Raw genomic sequence first — 21431 nt, 5'->3', positions numbered from 1 at the left:
CCCAATTCTCGTTACCAGGCTGCGCGTGGTAATGCCGCTCAGGACGCTCTGTGCCCAATCCAGAGAGTGCGGAACAGCGCAAGATTCTGAGGTCTGCGATCAGCGTACATGGCCAAATCCAACCCAGATCATCGTTACCACGCTCCGCGTGGTAATGCCGTTCCGGACGCTCTGCGTCCTCTGCGCATGCTTAGCGACTGAACCGCTCGGCCAGGCTGTGCAGGTACTGCGCCATTTCTTCCAGTTCGCCGCTGATCTGCGAGCCTTGCTGCGCCTGGCTGGCACTCTCGTCGCAGAGTTGCGCGATACGGGTAATCTGCTGGCTGATGTTTTCCGCAACGTGGCTCTGCTCTTCGGATGCCGAGGCCATTTGCTGGCTCATGCCGGTGATGCGGGTCACCGACTGGCTGATGCCGTCCAGCGCCTTCTGCACGGCTTCGACGCTGGCGACGCTTTCCTGGGAGATCTGCTCGCCTTTGTTGGCGGTCTGCACCGCACGGTCGGCACCATCACGCAGCGAGGTGATGATTTGCTGAATCTGCTCGGTCGAGGACTGCGTACGGGAAGCCAGCGAGCGAACCTCATCGGCCACCACCGCAAAGCCACGCCCCTGCTCGCCGGCACGGGCCGCTTCGATGGCCGCATTGAGCGCCAGCAGGTTGGTTTGTTGAGCGATGGAGGTGATCACGTCAACCACGCTGCCGATTGACTGCGTCGCGCTGGCCAGTTCACCCACTGCGTTGCCGATGTCGGTGACCGAGTTGGCCATGTGCCGAATCGCCAGTAGGCTTTCATCGGCCAGACCACGCCCCTGCTGCGCCAGTTTGTCGGCTTCTTCGGCGGCGTGGGCAGTGTTTTGTACGTTGTGGGTCACTTCCTGAATGGTCGCCGCCATCTGATTGATGGCCGTGGCCGATTGATCCGCCTCACTGCGCTGCTGGTCCAGCGACTCGGCCTGGCGCAGGGACAACTGCGCTGATCGTCCGGCATGCTGGCGTACGCTCTCGCCGGTATCGGCCAGGCGCGTCAGGGCAGTTTGCAGGCGGGCTTCTTCGCTGAGCATGGCCAGATCGAGTTGCGCCTGCGGGCCACGGTTGTCGCTGTAGGTCAGCGCAACCAAAGAACTGGTGAACGCTTTGGGGTGTTCTTCAAGGGTGTTGCGAATGCTGCGGCGCTGACGCATTTCCAGAAAAACGCCCAGCACCACCATTACTATCGGAATCATGATGATCGAAGGCAGATCGTCGAGCAGGTAGACGCCGACAGCGAGTGCCAGGGCGCAGAGGATCATCGGTAGCTGACGAACCAAGTGATAGGCCGCCGAGCTGGTTGCCGACACCGCCGATTTGCCAGCACGCAGCCGTGCATACAATGCTTCTGCCCGACGAACCTGATCGCGGGTAGGCAACGAGCGTACGGATTCATAGCCGACGATTCGACCGTTTTCATACACCGCCGTCACGTAGGCGCTGACCCAGTAATAGTCACCCTGTTTGGAGCGATTCTTGACCACGCCCATCCACGGCTTGCCCTGCTTGATGGTTTCCCACATATGGGCGAACACCGAAGCCGGCATATCCGGGTGGCGCACAAGGTTATGCGGCTGGCCGACCAGTTCTTCGCGGGTAAAACCGCTCAACGCGACGAACGCATCGTTGCAGTAGGTAATGTGGCTATTGAGGTCGGTGGTGGAGATGAGGCGTTCAGATGCCGGAAAAGTCCGTTCAGTCTGCGTGATAGGCATGTTGACGCGCATTAATAATTCACTCCGTGATAATGCTTGATATGCCGGGCGTGTGCTGAAGGTGTAGCACAACCTTTCAGGGTGGCAACCGGCAGTCCTCGTGCACTGTTATCGCCCACAAAACGCAGGGCTTTAGCGACAGGCGGCAATTAGGTGTGGCGGGGAACAGCAGACGGGCATGATCGCCACGTAGGAGTTTGCGTCCTGACGAGGATGCCTGCACCATGCCGCCCCCGGACGGGACGCGACTCAAGGCACCTTTATGGCACGCAACACGACATCTGCTCTGGAGGCATTGATCCGCATATTTCGCAGGCTACTAAGCAGGGTTGCCGGTCAGACAGCGGATCAGCAACAGCATGCGCAGCCCACCAAACCCGCAGTGCATTCACCGCAACCGCAAAAGCCTGTCAAAACCAGCCGCGCCAAACGCCCGGAAAAGCGTCGTGAACCGGCCACACCAAAGCTGCCGGCAAAGCCCGCAGCGCCAGCGTGTCCGCACTGTAAAAAAACCATGGTGATCAAGGTGCCCCGGACCGGCAAGAATGCCGGTGAGTTCTGGGGCTGCGTGGCGTATCCGAAATGCCGGGGCATTCGGCCGATCTTTCGTTAAACGCCAGACCGGTCACGCCTGCTCAAGGAAACAACGGGTTCAGCTGATGCCCGCCAACAGTTCCCGCGCCATGCGCCGATGCTCCTCGTCGGATTCGGCAATGACCTGTTGCAGAATTTCACGAGCCGACTCGAGATCGCCCTCCTCGATCAGCACCTGCGCCTGATTGATCTGGCTGAGTGGTGGCTCTTCAAGGTCCAGCAGGTCGAACTCTGCGTCGTCGCTCATGAAACTGTCGAGAAAGTCATCGCTCAGGTCGTCAGCAACTGCAGGTGCCACCACTTCGATGGGCTCGATGACATCGGGCTCGGAGAAATCACTGAGGAACTGCTCATCCGAGAGCTCAAAGACTTCCGGCAGTTGAGTCAGGTCCGAAGAAAAACCAGGGTCGACGTCAGCGGGCGCTGGCGCAGCAGTCGCCGCTGCTGGCTTGATGCGCGGCGGCGGGCTGTCGAAAGGATCGACCAGGTCCCAGTCGGCATCCATCGACAGGTCATCGAGGTTCAACTGAAACTCGTCCTGCGGATTCAGCGCCGCTGCGGCGGTTTCGTCCAGCTGCGCCGCGGGTTCAGGCTCCAGGTCGGGCTGCAGATAGGCGGCAGATTCTGGCTCGGGCTCGGACTTTTCGAAAGACAGCGTGGTAGCCGCGACCGCAGCGGCAGGGACGACCGCCGCCACAGGCGCAACTTCGGCGGCCTTGATTTGTGGAAAGCGGTCGCGGATGTCTTGAATGGTCTGCGGATCAACACCGTGCTCCAGCGCTGATTGCTCTTCCCGAACAAAACCGCTGCCGTCGCCCTGCTCCGCCAGCAATTCCAGCAAGCGGATGCGAATGTCATCACGCTCCGGCTGCTTTTCCAGGGCGCTGCGCAGAATGCCCATCGCCTCGGTAAAGCGCCCGTAGGCGATGTAAATGCTGACGCCGTCCAGCGCATCCGGCGTAGAGCCAGCCGAACGTTGCGCTGCCGGTGGTTTGGTCGCTGCCGGGGTCGGTGGTGGCTGCACCACGGGCTGTGGCGCAACGGCGGGCACTTCGAACACCGGAAGCATGGTCGCCTGAGCAGGTTTGATCAGTTGCTCATCCGGCGCAACAGCAGGTGCTGCGGACTGTTTGCGCTGCTGGCGTCGTCTCGAATAAGCAAACGCTAAAAGCAGAAGCACAATCAACACGGCAGCAAGCAGTATCGGCAGGCTCAGGAATGAATCGGTGCCTGGCGTCGTGGCAGCGGCCGGTTGGGCAGGAGTAGCCGGAGTTATTGCAGGTGCGGCAGGCGTGGCAGGTCGGGCAGCGGATTGCGCAACGGCAAGATCACTGCGCAGTGCGGTGATTTGCTTGTCCTTGCCACTCATCTGCTCTTGCAATTCTTGAGTCTGGGCCTTGAGCGCCTCCAGCGATTGAGCCAGTTGCTGGTTTTCAATGGCTGCCGCCGACAGTTGCTCGGCGGTGCGCTGCAACTCGGCAGGCTTGGGTGACGACGCCTCCGGGCTGGCGGCAGGCGCAGCGGCACTTGGCAATACAGCGGAATCGGGCAGCAACAAATCCTGGCCAACTTTAAGCGCGGAACCGGCGCCCGCCGCGAATGCCTGCGGATTGAGCAAACGAATGCCGTCTGCCAGCTGGCTTGCCGAAACCTCGTTACCCGGCCCTTGCAAACGGCTGGCAATGCCATTCAGGGTATCGCCGTTGGCAACCGTGTAATGCTTGCCCTGCACGGCGGCCGGTGGCGCGACCGGCATGCGGCTTTCCTGCGCCGAGGCCGTCGAACGTTGCGTGTTGCGGCTGCGCGTGGCGGCCAGACCTTGCGGTGAGGTGGCAGGATCAAGCAACACCGTATATTCGTGCAGCAAATCGCCATTCGGCCGCGCCAACTGGACGAGAAAACTCAGATAGGGTTCGGTGACCGGTTTAGTGGATACCACCCGGATCACGCCGCGATCGCCGCGCAGCACAGGGGTGAAGCGCAGGTCGTTGAGAAAGAACACCCGCTCTATGCCCGCCTTGGCAAAAGCCTCGGGCGACGCGAGCCTGGCGACAACATCTTCGTTGCTCAGACCACCAGTCTCCAGCAGCTGGATCTCGGCATTCAGCGGCTGGTTGAGCGCCGAGTGCAAGGTGATTTCACCCAGCCCCAACGCAGACGCCAGCGTAGAGCAGGCCAGCAATGACGCCGCTATGACGCTCTTGCAAAACACCCCGCGCGCCCTGCGACCTGCACCTTCGACAGCAGCCAGTGAACTCTTCAGCATGCGAACCCTTATAGAAACCACAGCAGGCTTCTCACGTAATCAGTTGGACTTCAGTATCCGTTGCACGATTATGGTTGAGAACGCCCGGCTTCGTCTCAGGATCTTTCCAGATTGGCCAGAATCTGCGAGTGCACCCGCATGCTGACGCGCAAATCTTCCTCGCTCACGCCCTCGAACAGCTCGATACGCAACACATTGGCGATGGTTTCAATCTTTTCAATCAGTGGCAAGGCAGTATCACTGAGCAGGATCTTTTTCGCGCGTCGATCCTCGACCACTGCCTGGCGCTGAACCAGGCCCTGCTTTTCAAGACTGTCGAGCAAACGCGCCAGGGTCGGCCCTTCGACGCCCACGCTTTGCGCAAGCTCGCGCTGGGTGGGCGGTTCGGCGAAACGGGCGAGGTGCAGCAGGACCAGCCAGCGCGCCTGAGACAGGCCAAGATCGGCAAGCCGACGATCCAGCTCGGCGCGCCAGCCCCGGGTGAGATGTCCGAGTTGCATCCCGAAACGGTGTTCATCAGTCAATGGCATAAGGAAACTCATGATTCAAACTAATTATTAGCGAGCTAAGCATGGTCCTTATGTTCAGGCAAGCGCGGGACGGTGACGTTTCGTCGCACGCTGTTATACCTCAAATTCCGATTGCAACGCCGCTCGCACGCAATACAAAACGCCCTCCGGCACCCGCCCGGCAAATTGCTCGGCAATCGCCGACACCGGTGGTAGTTCTCCTTCACCATCGAGAAAGGCATCCTGAACCTCGCCCAACAGGTCTTCCGGTAAGTCCAGTGCCTGCTCGATGGACAGCTGCTGCTTGCCGATGGCCTCGGCCAACAGGGTGTAGACATTCTTTTCCGAGCACTGCAACTGACCGGCAATCTGCGTGGGGGTCATACCGGCACGCGCCAGGCTGATCAGCTCGTGACGTACATCGGCCACCACCCGTGGTGCCTCGGCCTTGCCACTGAGCACTTCAAGAAAAGCCTCGCCGTAACGCTCCAGCTTGCGCGCGCCCACGCCGCCCACTCGGGCCATCTCGGCCATTGATCCGGGTTTGCTGCGCAGCATTTCCAGCAGGGTCGAGTCCGGGAAAATGACGTAAGGCGGCACGGCATGTTCCTCGGCCAGCTTGCGCCGCAAGGCACGCAAGGCCTCCCACTGCTCGCGCTCTTCGCCGCGCACCAGCTGGCTCGCCGGGCTGCCGGAACTGCTCTTTGAAGTGGTTTGTGGCTTGAGGTCGCGGCGCAGTTCCAGAGTAACTTCGCCACGCAGCAGAGGCCGGCACGTGTCGCTCAAGCGCAGGCCGCCATAGCCTTCAAGGTCGATGTCTGCCAGCCCGCGCGCCACCAGTTGGCGGAACAGCGAGCGCCACTCGGCCTCGGTGCGTGCCTTGCCGACCCCGAACACCGACAGATGCTGATGGCCGAAGCTTTCTACCTTGTCGTTGGATTTGCCCAGCAGCACATCGACCAGATGACCGACGCCATAACGCTGGCCGGTACGGTAGATGGCCGACAGCGCCTGACGCGCAGGTTCGGTGGCATCCCAGGTCTGCACGCCATCGACGCAGTTGTCGCAATGCCCGCACGGGTTGGGCATGTCTTCGTCGAAATAGGCCAGCAGGGTCTGTCGGCGGCAACGGGTTTCTTCGCACAGGGCGAGCATGGCGTCGAGCTTGTGCTGCTCCAGACGCTTATGGCGCTCGTCGCCTTCGGAGTTCTGCAACATCTGCTTGAGCATCAGCACGTCTTGCAGACCGTAGGCCATCCAGGCATCGGCAGGCAGGCCATCACGCCCGGCCCGGCCGGTTTCCTGATAGTAGGCCTCAAGCGATTTGGGCAGGTCCATGTGCGCCACAAAACGCACGTTGGGTTTGTCGATGCCCATGCCGAACGCGATGGTCGCCACCATGATCAGCCCTTCCTCATTAAGGAAGCGTTTCTGGTTGGCAGCACGGGTTTCCGAGGGCAGCCCGGCGTGATACGGCAGCGCGGGATAGCCGTTTTCGCTCAGAAATACGGCCACTTCATCGACTTTCTTGCGCGACAGGCAGTAGACAATGCCAGCATCGCTGCGCCGTTCGGAGAGGAACGCCAGCAGCTGTTTGCGCGGCTGTTCCTTGGGCACGATGCGATAGAAGATGTTTGGCCGGTCGAAGCTGGACAGAAAGCGCTCGGCGTTCTGCAGGTGCAGGCGCGTGACGATTTCTTCGCGGGTACGCTTGTCGGCGGTGGCGGTCAGCGCGATGCGCGGCACATCCGGAAACAGCTCGGCCAGTTGCCCCAATTGCAGGTACTCAGGGCGGAAATCATGACCCCATTGCGATACGCAGTGCGCTTCATCAATGGCAAACAGGGCAATTTGAAGATTTTGCAGGAACGACAGCATGCGCGGCTGAACCAGGCGCTCCGGAGCGAGGTAGAGCATTTTGACTTCGCCCAGGCGAATGCGGTTGGCCAGCTCACGCTGTTGCTCGGCACTGAGGGTGGAGTTGAGCGCAGCAGCGGACACACCGAGTTCATCCAGCGTGGCGACCTGATCGTCCATCAGCGCAATGAGCGGCGAGACGACCACACAGAGCCCCTCACGCAACAGCCCTGGCACCTGAAAACACAGGGACTTGCCACCACCGGTCGGCATCAGCACCAGTGCATCGCCACCGTTGGCTACACGCTCGATAATGGCACCCTGGCGACCACGAAAGCTGTCGTAACCGAAGATGTCTTTAAGTACGCGTTGTGCCTGCTCAAGCATAAAAACCCCGGAATATCCTGCTGCACTGCAAAACGGGGGAGTATACCCGAGCGCTCGGGAGCAATGGATGGCTCGGACATGAGCGGTCGAAATTAACCGCAATTGGCCTGCGCGCTGGCGCCAAGGACGCTCAGGGCCTAGAATCCAGCATCGTTTATTTTCAAGGTAGCGCTTCCATGTCCTTCGCTGAGCAATTAACCCGCCTGCAAGTCTTCCTCGATGCAGATGAACTGCACGAAGAAGCACTGGACTACGTGGCCGCTCATGGCTACCTGACCGCACTGTCCATCTGTGCCGAAGACGTGCCGGAGCGCGAGTGGATCGACGCGCTGTTCTCCGAGCCGCCGCAGTACAGCAGCGAGGCGCAACAGACAGAGGTCGAAGCCACGCTGATCGCACTCAAGGCACACGTTGCCCGCCAGCTGGCGTCGGACGAAGAGTTCGAACTGCCGTGTGATCTCGACCTGGGCGACGATCCGGATGATTCGGACCTGCGTGGCTGGTGCATCGGCTTCATGGAAGGCGTGTTCCTGCGTGAAAACGCCTGGTTCGAGAGTGCCGAGGAAGAAGTCAGCGAAATGCTCCTGCCGATCATGGTCGGTTCGGGCCTGTTCGATGAGCAGCCGGAGTTCGCCGACATTGCTCAGGACGCCAACCTGATGGACGACATGATCGTGCAGATCCCCGAAGCACTGACCGCCCTGTACCTGCTCTGCCAGGCTCCGGACGAAAAGCCGGCGATCCTCAAGCCCCGCCACCACTGAGTCGGCGCCTATGGCGCAAGACTCACCGCGCACCAGCCGTCACCGCTCGGTGCGCTATCTGCTGATAGCGGTTGGCTGGTTGAGCGTGGTATCGGGCGTCATCGGGATATTCCTGCCGGTGCTGCCCACCACGCCCTTTCTGCTGCTGGCAGCTGCATGCTTCGCGCGCAGCTCTCCAGGTTTCTACCACTGGCTGGTCGACCACCCGCGGCTTGGCCCATGGATTCGAGACTACCTTGAAGGCAACGGCATCCCGCTCAAGGGCAAGGTGTACGCAATCGGCCTGATGTGGCTGAGCATCAGCCTGTCGTGCTACCTGATCGCACAGCCTTGGGCACGAGCTTTCATGCTGACCAGCGCGGTGCTGGTGACCATTTACATCATCAGGCAGAAAACGCGCCCGCCTCGCAAATGATGCCCCGCTGCGCCCGCCAGTGCCGATGCAGACAGGCACGCGGTTCAGACAATCACTTCTTCTTGTCCTTGCCAAACGCCTTTTCCAGCGCCTCGTTGATCGTGCGTAACACCTTGACCCTCGCCCAGCGCTTGTCGTTGGCCTCGATCAGTGTCCACGGCGCAATTTCGGTGCTGGTGCGATCCACCATGTCGCCCACTGCCTGGCGGTAATCCGGCCATTTCTTGCGGTTGCGCCAGTCGTCTTCGGTGATCTTGTAACGCTTGAACGGGATCTTTTCGCGCTCTTGAAAACGTTCCAGCTGGGTCTGCTGATCGATGGCCAGCCAGAATTTGACCACCACAATGCCTGCGTCCGTGAGCTGCTCTTCGAAGTCATTGATTTCGGCGTAAGCGCGCTTCCAGTCGGACTCGCTGCAAAAGCCCTCGACCCGCTCGACCAACACCCGGCCGTACCACGAGCGGTCAAAAATAGTGAATTTGCCGCGCGCCGGTATCTGCCGCCAGAAACGCCACAAATACGGCTGAGCACGTTCATCCTGAGTCGGTGCAGCAATCGGTACGATAGCGTACTGACGCGGGTCGAGCGCCGCTGCAACACGACGTATCGCGCCGCCCTTGCCTGCCGCGTCGTTGCCTTCGAACACGGCCACCAGTGCATGGCTTTTCATGCGTTTGTCGCGCATGTTGCCGGACAGGCGCGCCTGCTCGGTGATGAGCTGCTGTTGGTAGTCGTCCTTGCTCAGGTGCAGGCTCAGGTCGAGGCTGTCCAGCAGAGTCAACTCATTGTCATGGATCGCCAACGGGCCAACGGTGAGCGCAGCGGGCTCGGGTTCGACCTTGTTCAGCGCGGCCTGCATGCCTTCCAGCAGCAGACGGCCGACCGTCAGGCTGCGGTAGTTGGCGTCTACGCCTTCGATCACATGCCAGGGCGCATATTCGCGGCTGGTGCGACGCAACACCCGCTCACCGAAGCGCACGAACTTGTCGTAAGTCTTGGACTGCTGCCAGTCCAGCGGGCTGATGCGCCAGCTGTGCAGCGGATCATCCTTGAGGGTTTTGAGGCGCAGCTTCATCTGCTTCTTGGACAGGTGGAACCAGAATTTGAAGATCAGCGCGCCTTCGTCACAGAGCATCTTTTCCAGGCGCTCGGCACCGCTGATGGCCTGATCGAGCACCGCGTCCTTGAAACGCCCGTGGACCCTGCCCTGCAACATCTGGCTATACCAGTTACCAAAGAAGATTCCCATGCGCCCCTTGGCAGGCAGTTGTCGCCAGTAACGCCAGGCGGGTGGATGGGCCAGCTCTTCGTCGGTCTGCTGATCGAAGGTGCGTACCTCGATCAGGCGCGGGTCCATCCATTCGCTGAGCAGTTTGACGGTCTCACCCTTGCCTGCGCCCTCTATGCCGTTGATCAGCACGATGATCTGCCGACCGGCCTGCTCGTGCAGGTCTATCTGCGCTTCCAGCAAGGCTTCGCGCAACTCGGGCAAAGCAGCTTCGTAGGTCTCGTCGTCAATGGCATGACCGATTTCAGCAGATTCAAACATGCGCAACTCCTGATTGGGGATGGCTCAGAGAACGCCCGGTGGACAACCCTCAGTGAGCATTCTGACCACCGATTGCAGGCATCGGTCAATCCGCGCAGCAGTGATCGTACTTTTATCCTCGCACACGGCTAAAATGCGCCCACTGCCACCGCTGAGCCTGACATGACCATTACCCGCCACGCCCGGATAGACTGGGACGAACAAGGCAACCCGCGTTCCCGCGATTTCTCCGATGTCTACTTTTCCACCGAGTCCGGTCTGGACGAGACGCGCCATGTGTTTCTGGTCCAGAACGACCTGCGCCGGCGTTTCAGCGAGCTGCCGGAGGACGGCAGGCTGATTATTGGTGAAACCGGATTCGGCACCGGGCTGAATTTCCTCTGTGCCTGGCAGTTGTTCGACGAGTGCGCGCCCGCCGAGGCGCGCCTGCAGTTCGTCAGCGTCGAGAAATACCCGTTGAGCCGCGCCGACCTGCAGCGTGCGCTGGCATTGTGGCCGGAGCTGTCAAGGTTCGCTCGGCAGTTGCTCGATCAATATGTGGCTGTGCATGAAGGTTTTCAGCGTCTGGCATTCGATGACGGCCGCGTGACCCTGACCCTGCTGATTGGTGACGCGCTGCAGATGCTGCCGCAGTTGGACGGGCAGATTGATGCGTGGTTTCTCGACGGGTTTGCGCCAGCGAAAAACCCGGAAATGTGGACACCCGAACTGTTTGCCGAACTGGCGCGCCTGTCTGCACCGAGCGCCACGATAGGCACGTTTACCAGCACCGGCTGGGTGCGGCGCTCGCTGAACGCAGCAGGCTTCAAAATGAAGCGGGTGCCGGGCATCGGCCATAAATGGGAAGTGCTGCGCGGCACTTTTATCGCCTGGCCAGAGGACGTGGCGCACCCGCCTGCCGCCAAGCCCTGGTTCGCCCGCCCCGCGCCGATTGGCGGCGAGCGCAAAGCGCTGGTGATTGGCGCGGGGCTGGCCGGCTGCGCCACCGCGCAGAGTCTGGCGCAACGCGGTTGGCAGGTCAGCCTGCTGGAGCGCCACGCCGCACCGGCACAGGAAGCATCCGGCAACCCGCAGGGCGTGCTGTACCTGAAGTTATCGGCGCATGGCACAGCGCTTTCACAGTTGATCCTCAGTGGTTTTGGCCACACGCGAAGACTGCTTGAACGCTTGCAGCGCGGTGTCGACTGGGACGCTTGCGGCGTGCTGCAACTGACCTTCGACGACAAGGAGGCGCAACGTCAGAAACAACTGGCCGATGCCTTCCCCGAATCACTCCTGCACCTGCTCGACCAGCCTGCGGCCGAAGCGCAAAGCGGCGTTGCGCTGAACAGTGGCGGGCTGTTTTACCCCGAAGGCGGCTGGGTTCATCCGCCTGCGCTGTGTCACGCACAGGCCGCGCACGCCAATATCCGTCTGATCGCTCATCAGCAGGCATTGGAGCTGAGACGCGTCGATGATCAGTGGCAGGTCTGGAGTGACGAACAGTTGATCGACAGTGCTCCGGTCGTGGTGCTGGCCGGGGCAGCTGATATCCAGAAGTTTTCGCAGAGCGCCGACTTACCGCTCAAACGCATCCGCGGACAGATCACCCGTTTACCGCAGACTCAGGCCAGCGCGGCATTGCGCAGTGTGGTGTGCGCCGAGGGTTATGTGGCTCCGGCGCGTCTGGGCGAACATACGCTGGGGGCCAGTTTCGATTTCAACAGCACCGATCTGACGCCGAACCTGGCCGATCATCTGGGCAATCTGGGGCTGTTGCGGGAGATTTCAGAAGACCTCACTTCGCGCCTCGACACCGCCGATTTGTCGCCCGAGCAATTGCAGGGTCGCGCAGCCTTTCGCTGTACAAGCCCGGACTACCTGCCCATCGTCGGGCCGCTGGCCGATCGCGAAGCATTTCTTCAGGCCTATGCTGCCCTGGGCAAGGACGCACGCCAGGTGCCCAACATCGCCTGCCCGTGGCTGGACGGCCTGTACGTCAACAGCGGCCACGGTTCGCGCGGGCTGATCACCGCGCCGCTGTGTGGCGAGCTGATCGCCGCCTGGGTCGACAACGAGCCCCTGCCCTTACCGCGCAGCGTTGCCGAAGCCTGTCACCCCAACCGGTTTGCCCTGCGCGGGCTGATTCGTGGCGGCGGGAAGTAGCTTTATGATTGTCGTTCGGGAATGCTGGTCGCGACGCTCTGCGTAGCAAAGAGGACGCAGAGCGTCCTGAACGGCATGACGACGCAGAGCGTCGCACGATAGCTGATATCTGGTCGCGACGCGCTTGCGCTCAGGCGCTACTCTTTGAACTCAGTCAAGCATATAGAGCCGCTCATGCTGCAAGTGCGAAACGTATTCAAGCGCTACACCACGGCACAGGGACCGCTGGATGTCTTGCGTGGTGTCGATCTGCATCTGGCACAGGGCGAAAGCCTGGCGTTGATGGGTGAGTCCGGCAGTGGCAAGAGCACCTTGCTGCATTTGGTGGCGGGCCTGGATCAGGTCGACGATGGCAGCATCGAGGTTGCAGGCCAGCGTCTGGACCTGATGAACGAAAGCCAGCTGGCCAACTGGCGGCGTACCGAGATCGGTCTGGTGTTTCAGCAGTTCAACCTGATCGGCAGCCTGAAGATAGCCGACAACCTGGCGTTTCAGGCACGGCTGGCCGGGCGATTCGATGCGCTCTGGCAGACGCACCTGATCGAGCGTCTGGGGCTGGGCACGCTGCTGAATCGCTATCCCGAGCAACTGTCCGGCGGACAACAGCAGCGGGTAGCGATAGGTCGCGCCCTTGCTTCACGGCCCAGCCTGCTGCTGGCTGACGAGCCCACCGGCAATCTCGACGAGACCACCAGCGACGAAGTGCTGCAATTGTTGCTGGATGTGCTCGCCGACAGCCCCACTAGCCTGCTGATGGTCACCCACAGCCCGCGGGTCGCTGACCGGCTGGCGCGCAAAGTGGTGCTGCATCTCGGTCGTCTGGCTGTCGAAGGCGAGCGCTGATGCGGGTTTTCTACTGGACGCTGCGCGCATTGCTGAGCCACTGGCGACGTCACCCCGTGCAGTTTTTCAGCGTGCTGACCGGCCTGTGGCTGGCCACCGCACTGCTGACCGGCGTTCAGGCGCTCAATAGTCAGGCACGGGAAAGCTACCAGCGGGCCAGCCAGTTGATTGGCGGCGAGCCGCAGACCCGTATCGCCGCCAGCAGCGGCGGGCTGTTCCCGCAGGCATTGTTTATCGAGTTGCGCCGCGAAGGCTGGCCCGTATCGCCCATGCTGCAAGGCCGTATCGTGCTTCAAGGGCGCGAAGACCGTCGCCTGCAACTGATGGGTATCGAGCCAGTGACCTTGCCGACCGGCTCGGCACTGGCCGGGCAGACGCTGACCGCCGAACAGGTCGTAGACTTCCTCACGCCGCCGGGCATGACATGGATTGCGCCGCAGACCCTGCAAGCGCTGGGGCTCGAAGAAGGCCAGCAACCGTTGACCGAAACCGGTGTTCCGCTGCCCCCCTTGCACGCTAAACCCGATATGGCGCCCGGCGTTTTGCTGACTGACATAGGCTTTGCGCAACCGTTATTGGGCCAGCCGGGGCAATTGTCCGGAATGCTGCTGGCCAAGGATTTTGCCCGGCAGAACCCTGCGCTACCGGCAACCCTTAACGATCTGCTGGTGATCAAGAAAAGCGGCGAAGAAAACAATCTGGAGCGCCTTACCGAAAGCTTCCACCTCAATCTGAATGCGCTCGGGGTGCTGTCCTTCATCGTCGGCCTGTTCATTGTCCACGCGGCCATTGGCCTGGCCCTTGAACAGCGCCGTGGGCTGTTGCGTAACTTGCGTGCCTGTGGCGTCAGCGCACGCCTGTTGATAGCTGCGCTGGGCGTAGAGTTGGGCGCACTGGCTCTGTTGGGCGGTATTTTCGGCGTGGTCAGCGGCTATCTGCTGGCCAGCCTGTTATTGCCGGATGTCGCGGCCAGCCTGCGCGGCTTGTACGGCGCGGAGGTCGCCGGCCAGTTGAACCTCAGTCTGTGGTGGTGGCTGAGCGGTATCGGCCTGAGTCTGCTTGGCGCGTTGCTGGCCGGTGCCAATAGCCTGTTGCGGGCTGCGCGCCTGCCGTTGCTGGCACTGGCCGATGCCCAGGCATGGCAGCAAGCGCATGCGCGATGGTTGCAGCGCCAGGCGTGGGTGGCGGTGCTGGGCGCGTTGGTGGGCGTGAGCGCGCTGTTATTCGGCACCAGTCTGATGCTGGGGTTTGTGATGATGTCCGCCCTACTGCTCAGTGCCGCGCTGGCCCTGCCGGTTTTGCTGGACACCATGCTTGGCGGTCTGTTGACGCGCAGCCGCTCGGTGCTCGGGCAGTGGTTTCTGGCGGATTGCCGTCAACAGTTGCCCGCCCTGAGTCTGGCGCTGATGGCCCTGCTGCTGGCGATGGCCGCGAATATCGGCGCAGGCAGCATGACCTCGGGTTTTCGGCAAACATTCAACAGTTGGCTGGAACAACGCCTGACCGCCGAACTGTATGTCAGCCCGCAGAATCCGGAGCAGGCCGAGCCGCTGAACACCTGGCTGAGCCAGCAACAGGATATCGGCGCCGTGCTGCCCAACTGGCAAGTGCCGGTGCAAGTTCAGGGCTGGCCTGCGGACCTGTTTGGCGTGATCGATCACGACACCTATCGCCAGCATTGGGCGTTGCTGGAATCCGTCGCCGGTGATCCGTGGAATCTGTTGCGCGATGAAGACACAGTCATGCTCAGCGAACAATTGGCCCGCCGCCTTCAACTGGGGCTGGAAGATACGCTGAGTATCCCGGTGCCCACTGGCAAGTGGACCCCACGCATCGTCGGGATCTATGCCGACTATGGCAACCCCAAGGGCCATCTGCTGGTCAATGCCCGGCACCTGCTCGCCCACTGGCCGCAATCGATGCCGGTGCGTTTCAACCTGAGAGTCGATCAGGCGGCAATCCCCTCACTGGTCACCCGGCTGCAAGAGCGTTTCAAGCTAGACGATAATCACATCATCGATCAGAGCCAGCTCAAGGGCTGGTCGAGCCAGGTCTTTGAACGTACGTTTGCCGCCACTGCCGCACTCAACAGCCTGACACTGGGCGTGGCTGGCGTGGCGCTGTTCATCAGCCTGCTGACTCAAAGCCAGAGCCGCCTCGGGCAGCTCGCCCCACTGTGGGCGCTGGGTGTCACGCGACGGCAACTGATGCTGCTCAACCTGGGGCAGACCTGGCTGCTGGCGGTCCTGACACTGGTGCTCGCGCTACCACTGGGGCTGTTACTGGCCTGGTGCCTGGATGCGGTGATCAACGTTCGCGCCTTTGGCTGGCGCCTGCCGCTGCAGGTGTTCCCGCTGCAACTGCTGCAATTGATGGCGCTGGCGATGCTGGCGACTTTGCTGGCCTCGGCCTGGCCGTTGCTGAGGCTGTACCGTAGCCGTCCAGTAGATCTAATCAGGACATTCGCCAATGAACAGTAAATGGCTGATGCCGCTGGTCGCCGCAGCGCTACTCACCGCCTGCGACGACAAACCGCAACCTGAAAGCGGGTTCGCCGGTCTGGGCAATACGGCCGACAGCTATGCGCAGGTGACACCCGGCAAGGTCTTTTCATTCTCGCAGGACCACGGCCAGCACCCCGGCTTTCGTATCGAGTGGTGGTACATCACCGCCACCCTCAAGGATGAAGCGGGCCAGCAGTTCGGCGTGCAGTGGACCCTGTTCCGCAATGCCCTGCGACCCGGCCAACAGACCGGCAGTGGCTGGAACGAAGGCACGATCTGGCTAGGCCATGCAGCAGCCACATCAAGCAGCGGCCATTACGTGGCAGAGCGTTACGCACGGGGTGGAGTCGGCCAGGCAAATGTGACGTCGGCGCCCTTCTCGGCGTGGATCGACGATTGGGCATTCACCAGCACTGCTCAAACCGGAGACCCGCTCGCATCGATGCAACTCAAGGCAAGCGGCAAGGATTTCCGCTACGACCTGCACCTGACCTCCAGTAAGCCGCTGGTGTTGCAGGGCGAACAAGGCTACAGCCAGAAATCGGAAGCGGGCCAGGCGTCGTACTACTACAGCCAGCCTTTCTTCGACGCCAAAGGCAGTGTGGTAATTGAAGGAAAAACCTATCAGGTCACCGGTAACGCCTGGCTGGACCGGGAGTGGAGCAGCCAGCCACTGACCGCCAACCAGAGCGGCTGGGACTGGTTCTCGCTGCAACTGGCAGGCGGCGACCGCTTGATGCTTTACCGCATCCGCCACAAGGACGGCACACCCTACCTGACCGGCAACTGGATCAGCGCCGATGGCACGACAAGTTTGCTGCACGCCAATGAAATCGGCCTTGAACCACTCACGGAGACCTCAATAGGCGAGCATCAGGTACCGACCAGTTGGGCAATCAAAATTCCCGGCAGGAACCTGAACATCACCACCGAAGCGCTGAATTCCAAGGCCTGGATGGGCACCAGTATTCCCTACTGGGAAGGCCTGGTGAGGTTCAGCGGTAGCCAGGAGGGAGTCGGCTATCTGGAGATGACGGGCTATTGATACCCGTCTCTTCTCCTTGCGGACATCAACTAATCAATCAAGAAGTTGACGGTTACAGAGCGCCCTCGTTCATCACCCTGCGGCAGGCGTACTACCAGCCTGACCAGTGGCGTGCCCCGCTCATCTGCCTTGATGACAAATGCCAAGTTTTCCAGGGTCTGCGTGGGGTCGGCGCAGGTCAATTTAACCTGCGCGTCCTGCTGTTCTGCAATATAAACGCACGGTTGTTCCGGATAGAAGCCATGGCCGGCTTCCTGCGCCCATCTGCGCGTTAACTCCGCATCGAAACAACTCACCATTACGGCCTCGCCATCGTACACGATGTGTTCATCAGCCATGCCGGCTTCGAATACGGTAGCTGTTGGCAGGAGCGCCCTGTCCAAGAGATCTTCTGAAGGACTGACGCTATAGCAGTAAGAGCCGTTCTCACCTTTTTGATGGTGGATACAAAGCGAAAAAACAGGCAGTGTCACCGTATAGGGGGAGCCGTTGATATTGATGTCAGACCAGGCACCGCTGCGGCTTTTCACCTCGATAGTCACGGTAGGGCGAGAGCGGAAATATGCCAGCGTATAGACGAAGCCATCATGGTAAACGGCCTGAATATTGTCAGCCGTCAGCGAGCCCTGCTCAAGTGTATGCTCTTGATTGTCGATCGTCAGGTACCTCACCGGACCACGTGCAATGCACTGATTGACACAGGTAACCACCGGAAACATGACAGAGCGAGTATCAATTCCGGTCCCCATGCAAGTCACACGATCATTGGTCGCCATGACCGTCTTATAGGCATGAGTCACGTTTTTTCTGGACAACTCCATGGACAGAAGGGTTCTCTTTCCATCACTCACGCCTCCTGCAAAGTCGTGAGATCCCCACATGTTTACCCCCCAGGCAGTATTGGGCCATTTGAAATTCGGAACTTGTTCGACGGTCGTACCCGGTAGACGTTGCCAGTCCCAGACCGGCTGGATGCCCTCATACTCTTTGCCATGATGAGTCAGAAAGCAGGTGCCCGCGCCCATGTAATAACCTTTCGGGTTCTCGCCGTTGCCACTTTCTCCACCCACTGTACGAGTGGAAATCGCCTTGGCCCACACACAGTAGTGAGAACCGATATGGGCCAGATAGTCATTGACCCAAAAAAGACGTTCACCTCTGTAGTATTGGTTGTTTGATTCATCGCCACTTGTGCGTCGAATCAATTCATTGAGTGCTTCTTTGTTGGCAGTATCTGCAAAGGGCAACAGTACTTCAGCCGATTTCGCAATGTGAGCATTGGAAGGAACACCGCGACTGATCGCCCTTCCATTGACGTGGAAATCCATACGGCTGGCGTAGCCCATCCATCCCATACCCTCCACCACAACATTGACCAGTTCAGACAGTGCAGTCGCTGTGAGTGAAAACTCGCTGACCAGCACCACTGCACCTTCAACAATTCTGTTCAACAACTCAGCGCCATAGGATCCTGAGTAAAGCTGCATGCAGTACTGACTGCCGTTGAGGGCATTGTGTTGATTGATAGCGTAATCCACGCTTACCCCTTCTCCATGCTCCTTGCCCTCGCGTTTGACTGGCTGGCAAAGCCCGGACAGCACATCTGCCGCAGCGCGCAGATACAGTAAATAGCTGCCCTGCCCAGAGTTCTTCCATGCGCTGACACTCCACAGAATCTGAACGGACGCAAAGTCAGCCAGATTGGCGCCAGTCTGGGTGTAGACATAGGTGTTTGTGGTCTTCATGGCGTAGGGGATGAACTGCTTGATCAGCTCTGAGCCGGTCAAATGTTTGGCGAGTAACACAGCCGTGCGGCCAGCCTTTTTGGCAAGGCCAATCTGTCGATTCCACCAGCTGATTTTGTAGTCCTGTCCGGCGTAAAAGTTCAGTGCTTCCAGCGCATGAGACAGATAATGCGCAGGCGATGCAGTTGCCTGACTGAAGAGATAGCAGGCGATTCTGAAGGCCCTGTCCAGATGCAGATTGAGCCCACTGATATCCTCGACTGTCGAACCTTGCGCGGGGTAGGTGATGTCTCGAAACTTACCGTCAGAAAAACCGCTCAACCAGGCGTCTATATCCTGCGCAGACGGAATAGACTTGGGTATCTGATCGCAAAGACGCGTAAACACCTGCGCGGCACTTGCCAATGCGGCTGGCGAAAAGCCGACATCGAATTCGAGCGTCAGCGGTAATCCGGCCGGAGCCCAAGCGTGGTTACGAAAACTGCTGCCAATAGGAACGAACTTTTTCTGGGCGTTATCCTTTTCTCCAGCGCGTAGCAGCTCTCCTCTGTTGTTAATCGTCTCGCTCAAATAGGCAGGCCACCAATATCTGCCCAAACGCTCAGTCGGGACATGACATTGAACGGTCTGGTAGAGGTCGCCTGTCGACTTGTTGAGAAGATTACACGTGATAGTCGTACCTTCAGGCAACGCGCCTACCGCGTTGACTGTATATAGATCCGACCACTGACTGAAACGGCATGCGGTGGTGAGCGCAACGCGATCAGGCGCTGAATCTGTCCATATTTTATTCAAGTAACTGCTGTGCTCGGTCTTGAATGTCCCATCGGTCTGCAGGACGCCTGCACGTAGGTGCACGGCCGTAGCGTTGATGTAATCTGCGAAAGCTTTCGTCCAGTCGTACTGCCCCACTGCAGGCGTCGGGGAGAACCGAACGGTTTCTACCGGTTCTCCCGTCGCTGTATTGATAAGAGTGATCTGTAGACTCTCCCCTGCGATCAGGTCCCGCTCAGAGTTTATTTCCCTCATCGAAACCCAAGTGTTTGCGTCCATTGCACTATCCCGTCCTGGTAGCAGCAGGTGCTATTTGGCTGAATCATGCGCTGCCTGGGCATTGAACCATCACTAGCAATCTTGATAGGTCCAGTCGCACCCGCCGGGCTGCAGCAAGGGATAAATCTCAAACGCTTATAACTTTTTGATCTAAAACTACCATGTCCGCACTGGGTCAGTTTCTGGGTGACTGCACTTTCTCAGTCACCTCCCCAACGGAAACCCGGTAAGGACTTATGTGCGGATTAGCAGGTGAACTTCGTTTTGACCATCAACCAGCGGACCTGGCCGCTGTTGAGCGCATTACCCATCAGCTGGCGCCTCGCGGCCCGGATGCGTGGGGGTTTCACAGCCAGGGGCCGGTTGCCCTTGGTCATCGCCGTCTGAAAATCATGGACCTGTCGGATGGCTCGGCGCAGCCGATGATCGACAGTCACCTGGGCCTGTCCATGGCCTTCAACGGTGCGATTTATAACTTCCCGGAATTACGTGCCGAGTTGGAAAGCCTTGGCTATCAGTTTCATTCCGGTGGCGACACCGAGGTGTTGCTCAAGGGCTATCACGCCTGGGGCGCAGACATGCTGCCCAAGCTCAATGGCATGTTCGCCTTCGCCATCTGGGAGCGTGACAGCAAGCAGCTGTTCATCGCCCGTGACCGCCTCGGCGTAAAGCCGTTGTACCTGTCAAAAACCGACAAGCGCCTGCGCTTCGCGTCTTCGCTGCCAGCCCTGCTCAAGGGTGGTGATATCAGCGGAATGCTTGATCCGGTGGCGCTCAACCATTACCTCAACTTCCACGCTGTGGTGCCTGCCCCGCGCACGCTGCTGGCGGGCGTCGAGAAGTTGCCGCCAGCCAGCTGGATGCGCATCGACGCCAGCGGCAAGGTCGAGCAGAAAGTCTGGTGGACCCTGCCTTACGGTCCTCATGAAGACGAGAAAAACCTCACGCTCGAAGACTGGCGCGACCGCGTATTGGACAGCACCCGTGAAGCAGTGGCGATTCGTCAGCGTGCCGCGGTAGACGTCGGCGTGCTGCTTTCCGGCGGTGTCGACTCCAGCATGCTGGTCGGCCTGTTGCGTGAAGTGGGGGTCGAAGACCTGTCGACCTTCTCTATCGGCTTTCAGGATGCCGGTGGCGAGCGTGGAGATGAATTTCAGTATTCCGACCTGATCGCCAAGCATTACGGCACACGCCACCACCAGTTGCGTATTCAGGAAAGCGAGATCATCGAACAGCTGCCTGCGGCGTTCCGCGCCATGAGCGAGCCGATGGTCAGCCACGACTGTATCGCCTTCTACCTGCTGTCGCGTGAAGTGTCCAAGCATTGCAAGGTGGTACAGAGCGGCCAGGGCGCTGACGAGCTGTTTGCCGGTTACCACTGGTACCCACAAGTAGACGGCGCGAGCGACCCGGTTGCGGCCTACCGCGATGCGTTTGTCGACCGCAGCTATGCGGAATATGCCGAGACGGTGCAGCCGAAGTGGCGCACAGCCAACGACGCAGCCGGTGATTTCGTTCGCGATCATTTCGCCCAGCCCGGTGCCAGCGCGGCGGTCGACAAGGCGTTGCGCCTGGACAGTACGGTGATGCTGGTCGATGACCCGGTCAAACGAGTCGACAACATGACCATGGCCTGGGGCCTGGAAGCGCGTACACCGTTCCTTGACTACCGGCTGGTTGAGCTGTCTGCGCGTATTCCGGGCAAGTTCAAATTGCCTGATGACGGCAAGCAAGTGTTGAAAGAAGCGGCGCGTCTGGTCATTCCTTCGGAAGTGATCGACCGCAAGAAGGGCTACTTCCCGGTTCCCGGCCTCAAGCACTTGCAGGGCGACACCCTTAACTGGGTGCGTGAACTGTTGACCGACTCCAGTCAGGACCGCGGCCTGTTCAATCCGGCCATGGTCGATAAGTTGCTGACCAACCCAGAGGGCCAGCTCACGCCATTGCGCGGCTCCAAGCTGTGGCAACTGGCAGCGCTGAACCTGTGGCTCAGCGAACAAGGACTGTGATT

The 21431-nt window shown here is 60.1% G+C and carries 14 protein-coding genes; 8 read left to right on the top strand and 6 right to left on the bottom strand.

Going from position 1 to position 21431, the window contains the following annotated elements:
* Positions 1-190: 190 nt before the first annotated feature.
* Positions 191-1756, bottom strand: coding sequence for a PAS domain-containing methyl-accepting chemotaxis protein (locus FFH21_RS08015; RefSeq protein WP_004664258.1), 1566 nt, complete (start codon positions 1754-1756; stop codon positions 191-193).
* Positions 1757-2006: 250 nt separating this feature from the next.
* On the opposite strand from FFH21_RS08015, the gene FFH21_RS08010 reads away from it, so the two are divergent.
* The gene (locus FFH21_RS08010; protein WP_011168091.1) at positions 2007-2357 is read left to right on the top strand and encodes a topoisomerase DNA-binding C4 zinc finger domain-containing protein; all 351 of its coding nucleotides are present in this window, start codon (positions 2007-2009) and stop codon (positions 2355-2357) included.
* A 39-nt stretch (positions 2358-2396) separates the two neighbouring features.
* Here the strand turns inward: FFH21_RS08010 and FFH21_RS08005 are convergent, their stop codons facing one another.
* The 3 genes from FFH21_RS08005 to recQ form a co-directional block, all read right to left on the bottom strand.
* A complete protein-coding gene (locus tag FFH21_RS08005; RefSeq protein ID WP_004657150.1) occupies positions 2397-4604 on the bottom strand; it encodes a FimV/HubP family polar landmark protein in 2208 nt (735 codons plus the stop codon).
* A 95-nt stretch (positions 4605-4699) separates the two neighbouring features.
* Entirely contained in the window at positions 4700-5134 is a 435-nt protein-coding gene (locus FFH21_RS08000; protein WP_004657148.1) for a MarR family transcriptional regulator, read from the bottom strand.
* A 93-nt stretch (positions 5135-5227) separates the two neighbouring features.
* Positions 5228-7357 (bottom strand): DNA helicase RecQ, encoded by a 2130-nt coding sequence (recQ, locus tag FFH21_RS07995; protein ID WP_005746239.1) that lies wholly within the window; start codon positions 7355-7357, stop codon positions 5228-5230.
* Between the two features lie 176 nt (positions 7358-7533).
* Between recQ and FFH21_RS07990 the strand changes: the two genes are divergently transcribed.
* Positions 7534-8121 carry a YecA family protein gene (locus FFH21_RS07990; protein WP_004642650.1) on the top strand — a complete coding sequence of 196 codons (588 nt, stop codon included), beginning with the start codon at positions 7534-7536 and terminating at the stop codon, positions 8119-8121.
* A gap of 10 nt (positions 8122-8131) precedes the next feature.
* Entirely contained in the window at positions 8132-8536 is a 405-nt protein-coding gene (locus FFH21_RS07985; RefSeq protein ID WP_004664253.1) for a YbaN family protein, read from the top strand.
* A gap of 52 nt (positions 8537-8588) precedes the next feature.
* On the opposite strand, the gene pap is transcribed toward FFH21_RS07985, so the two are convergent.
* Positions 8589-10085, bottom strand: a complete 1497-nt coding sequence (gene pap, locus FFH21_RS07980) for a polyphosphate:AMP phosphotransferase (RefSeq protein WP_004664251.1) — start codon at positions 10083-10085, stop codon at positions 8589-8591.
* Positions 10086-10247: 162 nt separating this feature from the next.
* Here pap and mnmC point away from each other — a divergent pair, with 162 nt between their 5' ends.
* From mnmC to FFH21_RS07960, 4 genes are all read left to right on the top strand, one after another.
* Positions 10248-12230, top strand: coding sequence for a bifunctional tRNA (5-methylaminomethyl-2-thiouridine)(34)-methyltransferase MnmD/FAD-dependent 5-carboxymethylaminomethyl-2-thiouridine(34) oxidoreductase MnmC (gene mnmC / locus FFH21_RS07975; protein WP_011168090.1), 1983 nt, complete (start codon positions 10248-10250; stop codon positions 12228-12230).
* 174 nt (positions 12231-12404) lie between these two features.
* The gene (locus FFH21_RS07970; protein WP_004664248.1) at positions 12405-13073 is read left to right on the top strand and encodes an ABC transporter ATP-binding protein; all 669 of its coding nucleotides are present in this window, start codon (positions 12405-12407) and stop codon (positions 13071-13073) included.
* Positions 13073-15553: an ABC transporter permease gene (locus FFH21_RS07965; RefSeq protein ID WP_004667831.1), complete on the top strand. Its 2481-nt coding sequence runs from the start codon at positions 13073-13075 to the stop codon at positions 15551-15553. The genes FFH21_RS07970 and FFH21_RS07965 overlap by 1 nt, the downstream gene beginning before the upstream one ends.
* Positions 15543-16622, top strand: a complete 1080-nt coding sequence (locus FFH21_RS07960) for a lipocalin-like domain-containing protein (protein ID WP_011168089.1) — start codon at positions 15543-15545, stop codon at positions 16620-16622. Before FFH21_RS07965 ends, FFH21_RS07960 begins: the two co-directional genes overlap by 11 nt.
* A 29-nt stretch (positions 16623-16651) precedes the next feature.
* On the opposite strand, the gene FFH21_RS07955 is transcribed toward FFH21_RS07960, so the two are convergent.
* Positions 16652-19420, bottom strand: a complete 2769-nt coding sequence (locus tag FFH21_RS07955; RefSeq protein WP_011168088.1) for a polysaccharide lyase family 8 super-sandwich domain-containing protein — start codon at positions 19418-19420, stop codon at positions 16652-16654.
* A gap of 236 nt (positions 19421-19656) precedes the next feature.
* On the opposite strand from FFH21_RS07955, the gene FFH21_RS07950 reads away from it, so the two are divergent.
* Positions 19657-21429: an N-acetylglutaminylglutamine amidotransferase gene (locus FFH21_RS07950; RefSeq protein ID WP_011168087.1), complete on the top strand. Its 1773-nt coding sequence runs from the start codon at positions 19657-19659 to the stop codon at positions 21427-21429.
* Positions 21430-21431 lie beyond the last annotated feature (2 nt).

The sequence above is a fragment of the Pseudomonas sp. KBS0707 genome, assembly GCF_005937945.2.
GTDB lineage: Bacteria > Pseudomonadota > Gammaproteobacteria > Pseudomonadales > Pseudomonadaceae > Aquipseudomonas > Aquipseudomonas amygdali.
The sequence above is the reverse complement of the archived record's forward strand: the minus strand, read 5'-3'. Positions and strand labels throughout refer to the sequence as shown.

Bases quoted from the DNA above. Each gene is read 5' to 3' on its own strand.
- mnmC (WP_011168090.1), top strand. From the start codon at position 10,248: ATGACCATTACCCGCCACGCCCGGATAGACTGGGACGAACAAGGCAAC.
- pap (WP_004664251.1), bottom strand. From the start codon at position 10,085: ATGTTTGAATCTGCTGAAATCGGTCATGCCATTGACGACGAGACCTAC.
- FFH21_RS08015 (WP_004664258.1), bottom strand. From the start codon at position 1,756: ATGCGCGTCAACATGCCTATCACGCAGACTGAACGGACTTTTCCGGCA.
- recQ (WP_005746239.1), bottom strand. From the start codon at position 7,357: ATGCTTGAGCAGGCACAACGCGTACTTAAAGACATCTTCGGTTACGAC.
- FFH21_RS07990 (WP_004642650.1), top strand. From the start codon at position 7,534: ATGTCCTTCGCTGAGCAATTAACCCGCCTGCAAGTCTTCCTCGATGCA.
- FFH21_RS07955 (WP_011168088.1), bottom strand. From the start codon at position 19,420: ATGGACGCAAACACTTGGGTTTCGATGAGGGAAATAAACTCTGAGCGG.
- FFH21_RS08010 (WP_011168091.1), top strand. From the start codon at position 2,007: ATGGCACGCAACACGACATCTGCTCTGGAGGCATTGATCCGCATATTT.
- FFH21_RS07960 (WP_011168089.1), top strand. From the start codon at position 15,543: ATGAACAGTAAATGGCTGATGCCGCTGGTCGCCGCAGCGCTACTCACC.
- FFH21_RS07950 (WP_011168087.1), top strand. From the start codon at position 19,657: ATGTGCGGATTAGCAGGTGAACTTCGTTTTGACCATCAACCAGCGGAC.
- FFH21_RS08005 (WP_004657150.1), bottom strand. From the start codon at position 4,604: ATGCTGAAGAGTTCACTGGCTGCTGTCGAAGGTGCAGGTCGCAGGGCG.
- FFH21_RS07970 (WP_004664248.1), top strand. From the start codon at position 12,405: ATGCTGCAAGTGCGAAACGTATTCAAGCGCTACACCACGGCACAGGGA.
- FFH21_RS07985 (WP_004664253.1), top strand. From the start codon at position 8,132: ATGGCGCAAGACTCACCGCGCACCAGCCGTCACCGCTCGGTGCGCTAT.
- FFH21_RS08000 (WP_004657148.1), bottom strand. From the start codon at position 5,134: ATGCCATTGACTGATGAACACCGTTTCGGGATGCAACTCGGACATCTC.
- FFH21_RS07965 (WP_004667831.1), top strand. From the start codon at position 13,073: ATGCGGGTTTTCTACTGGACGCTGCGCGCATTGCTGAGCCACTGGCGA.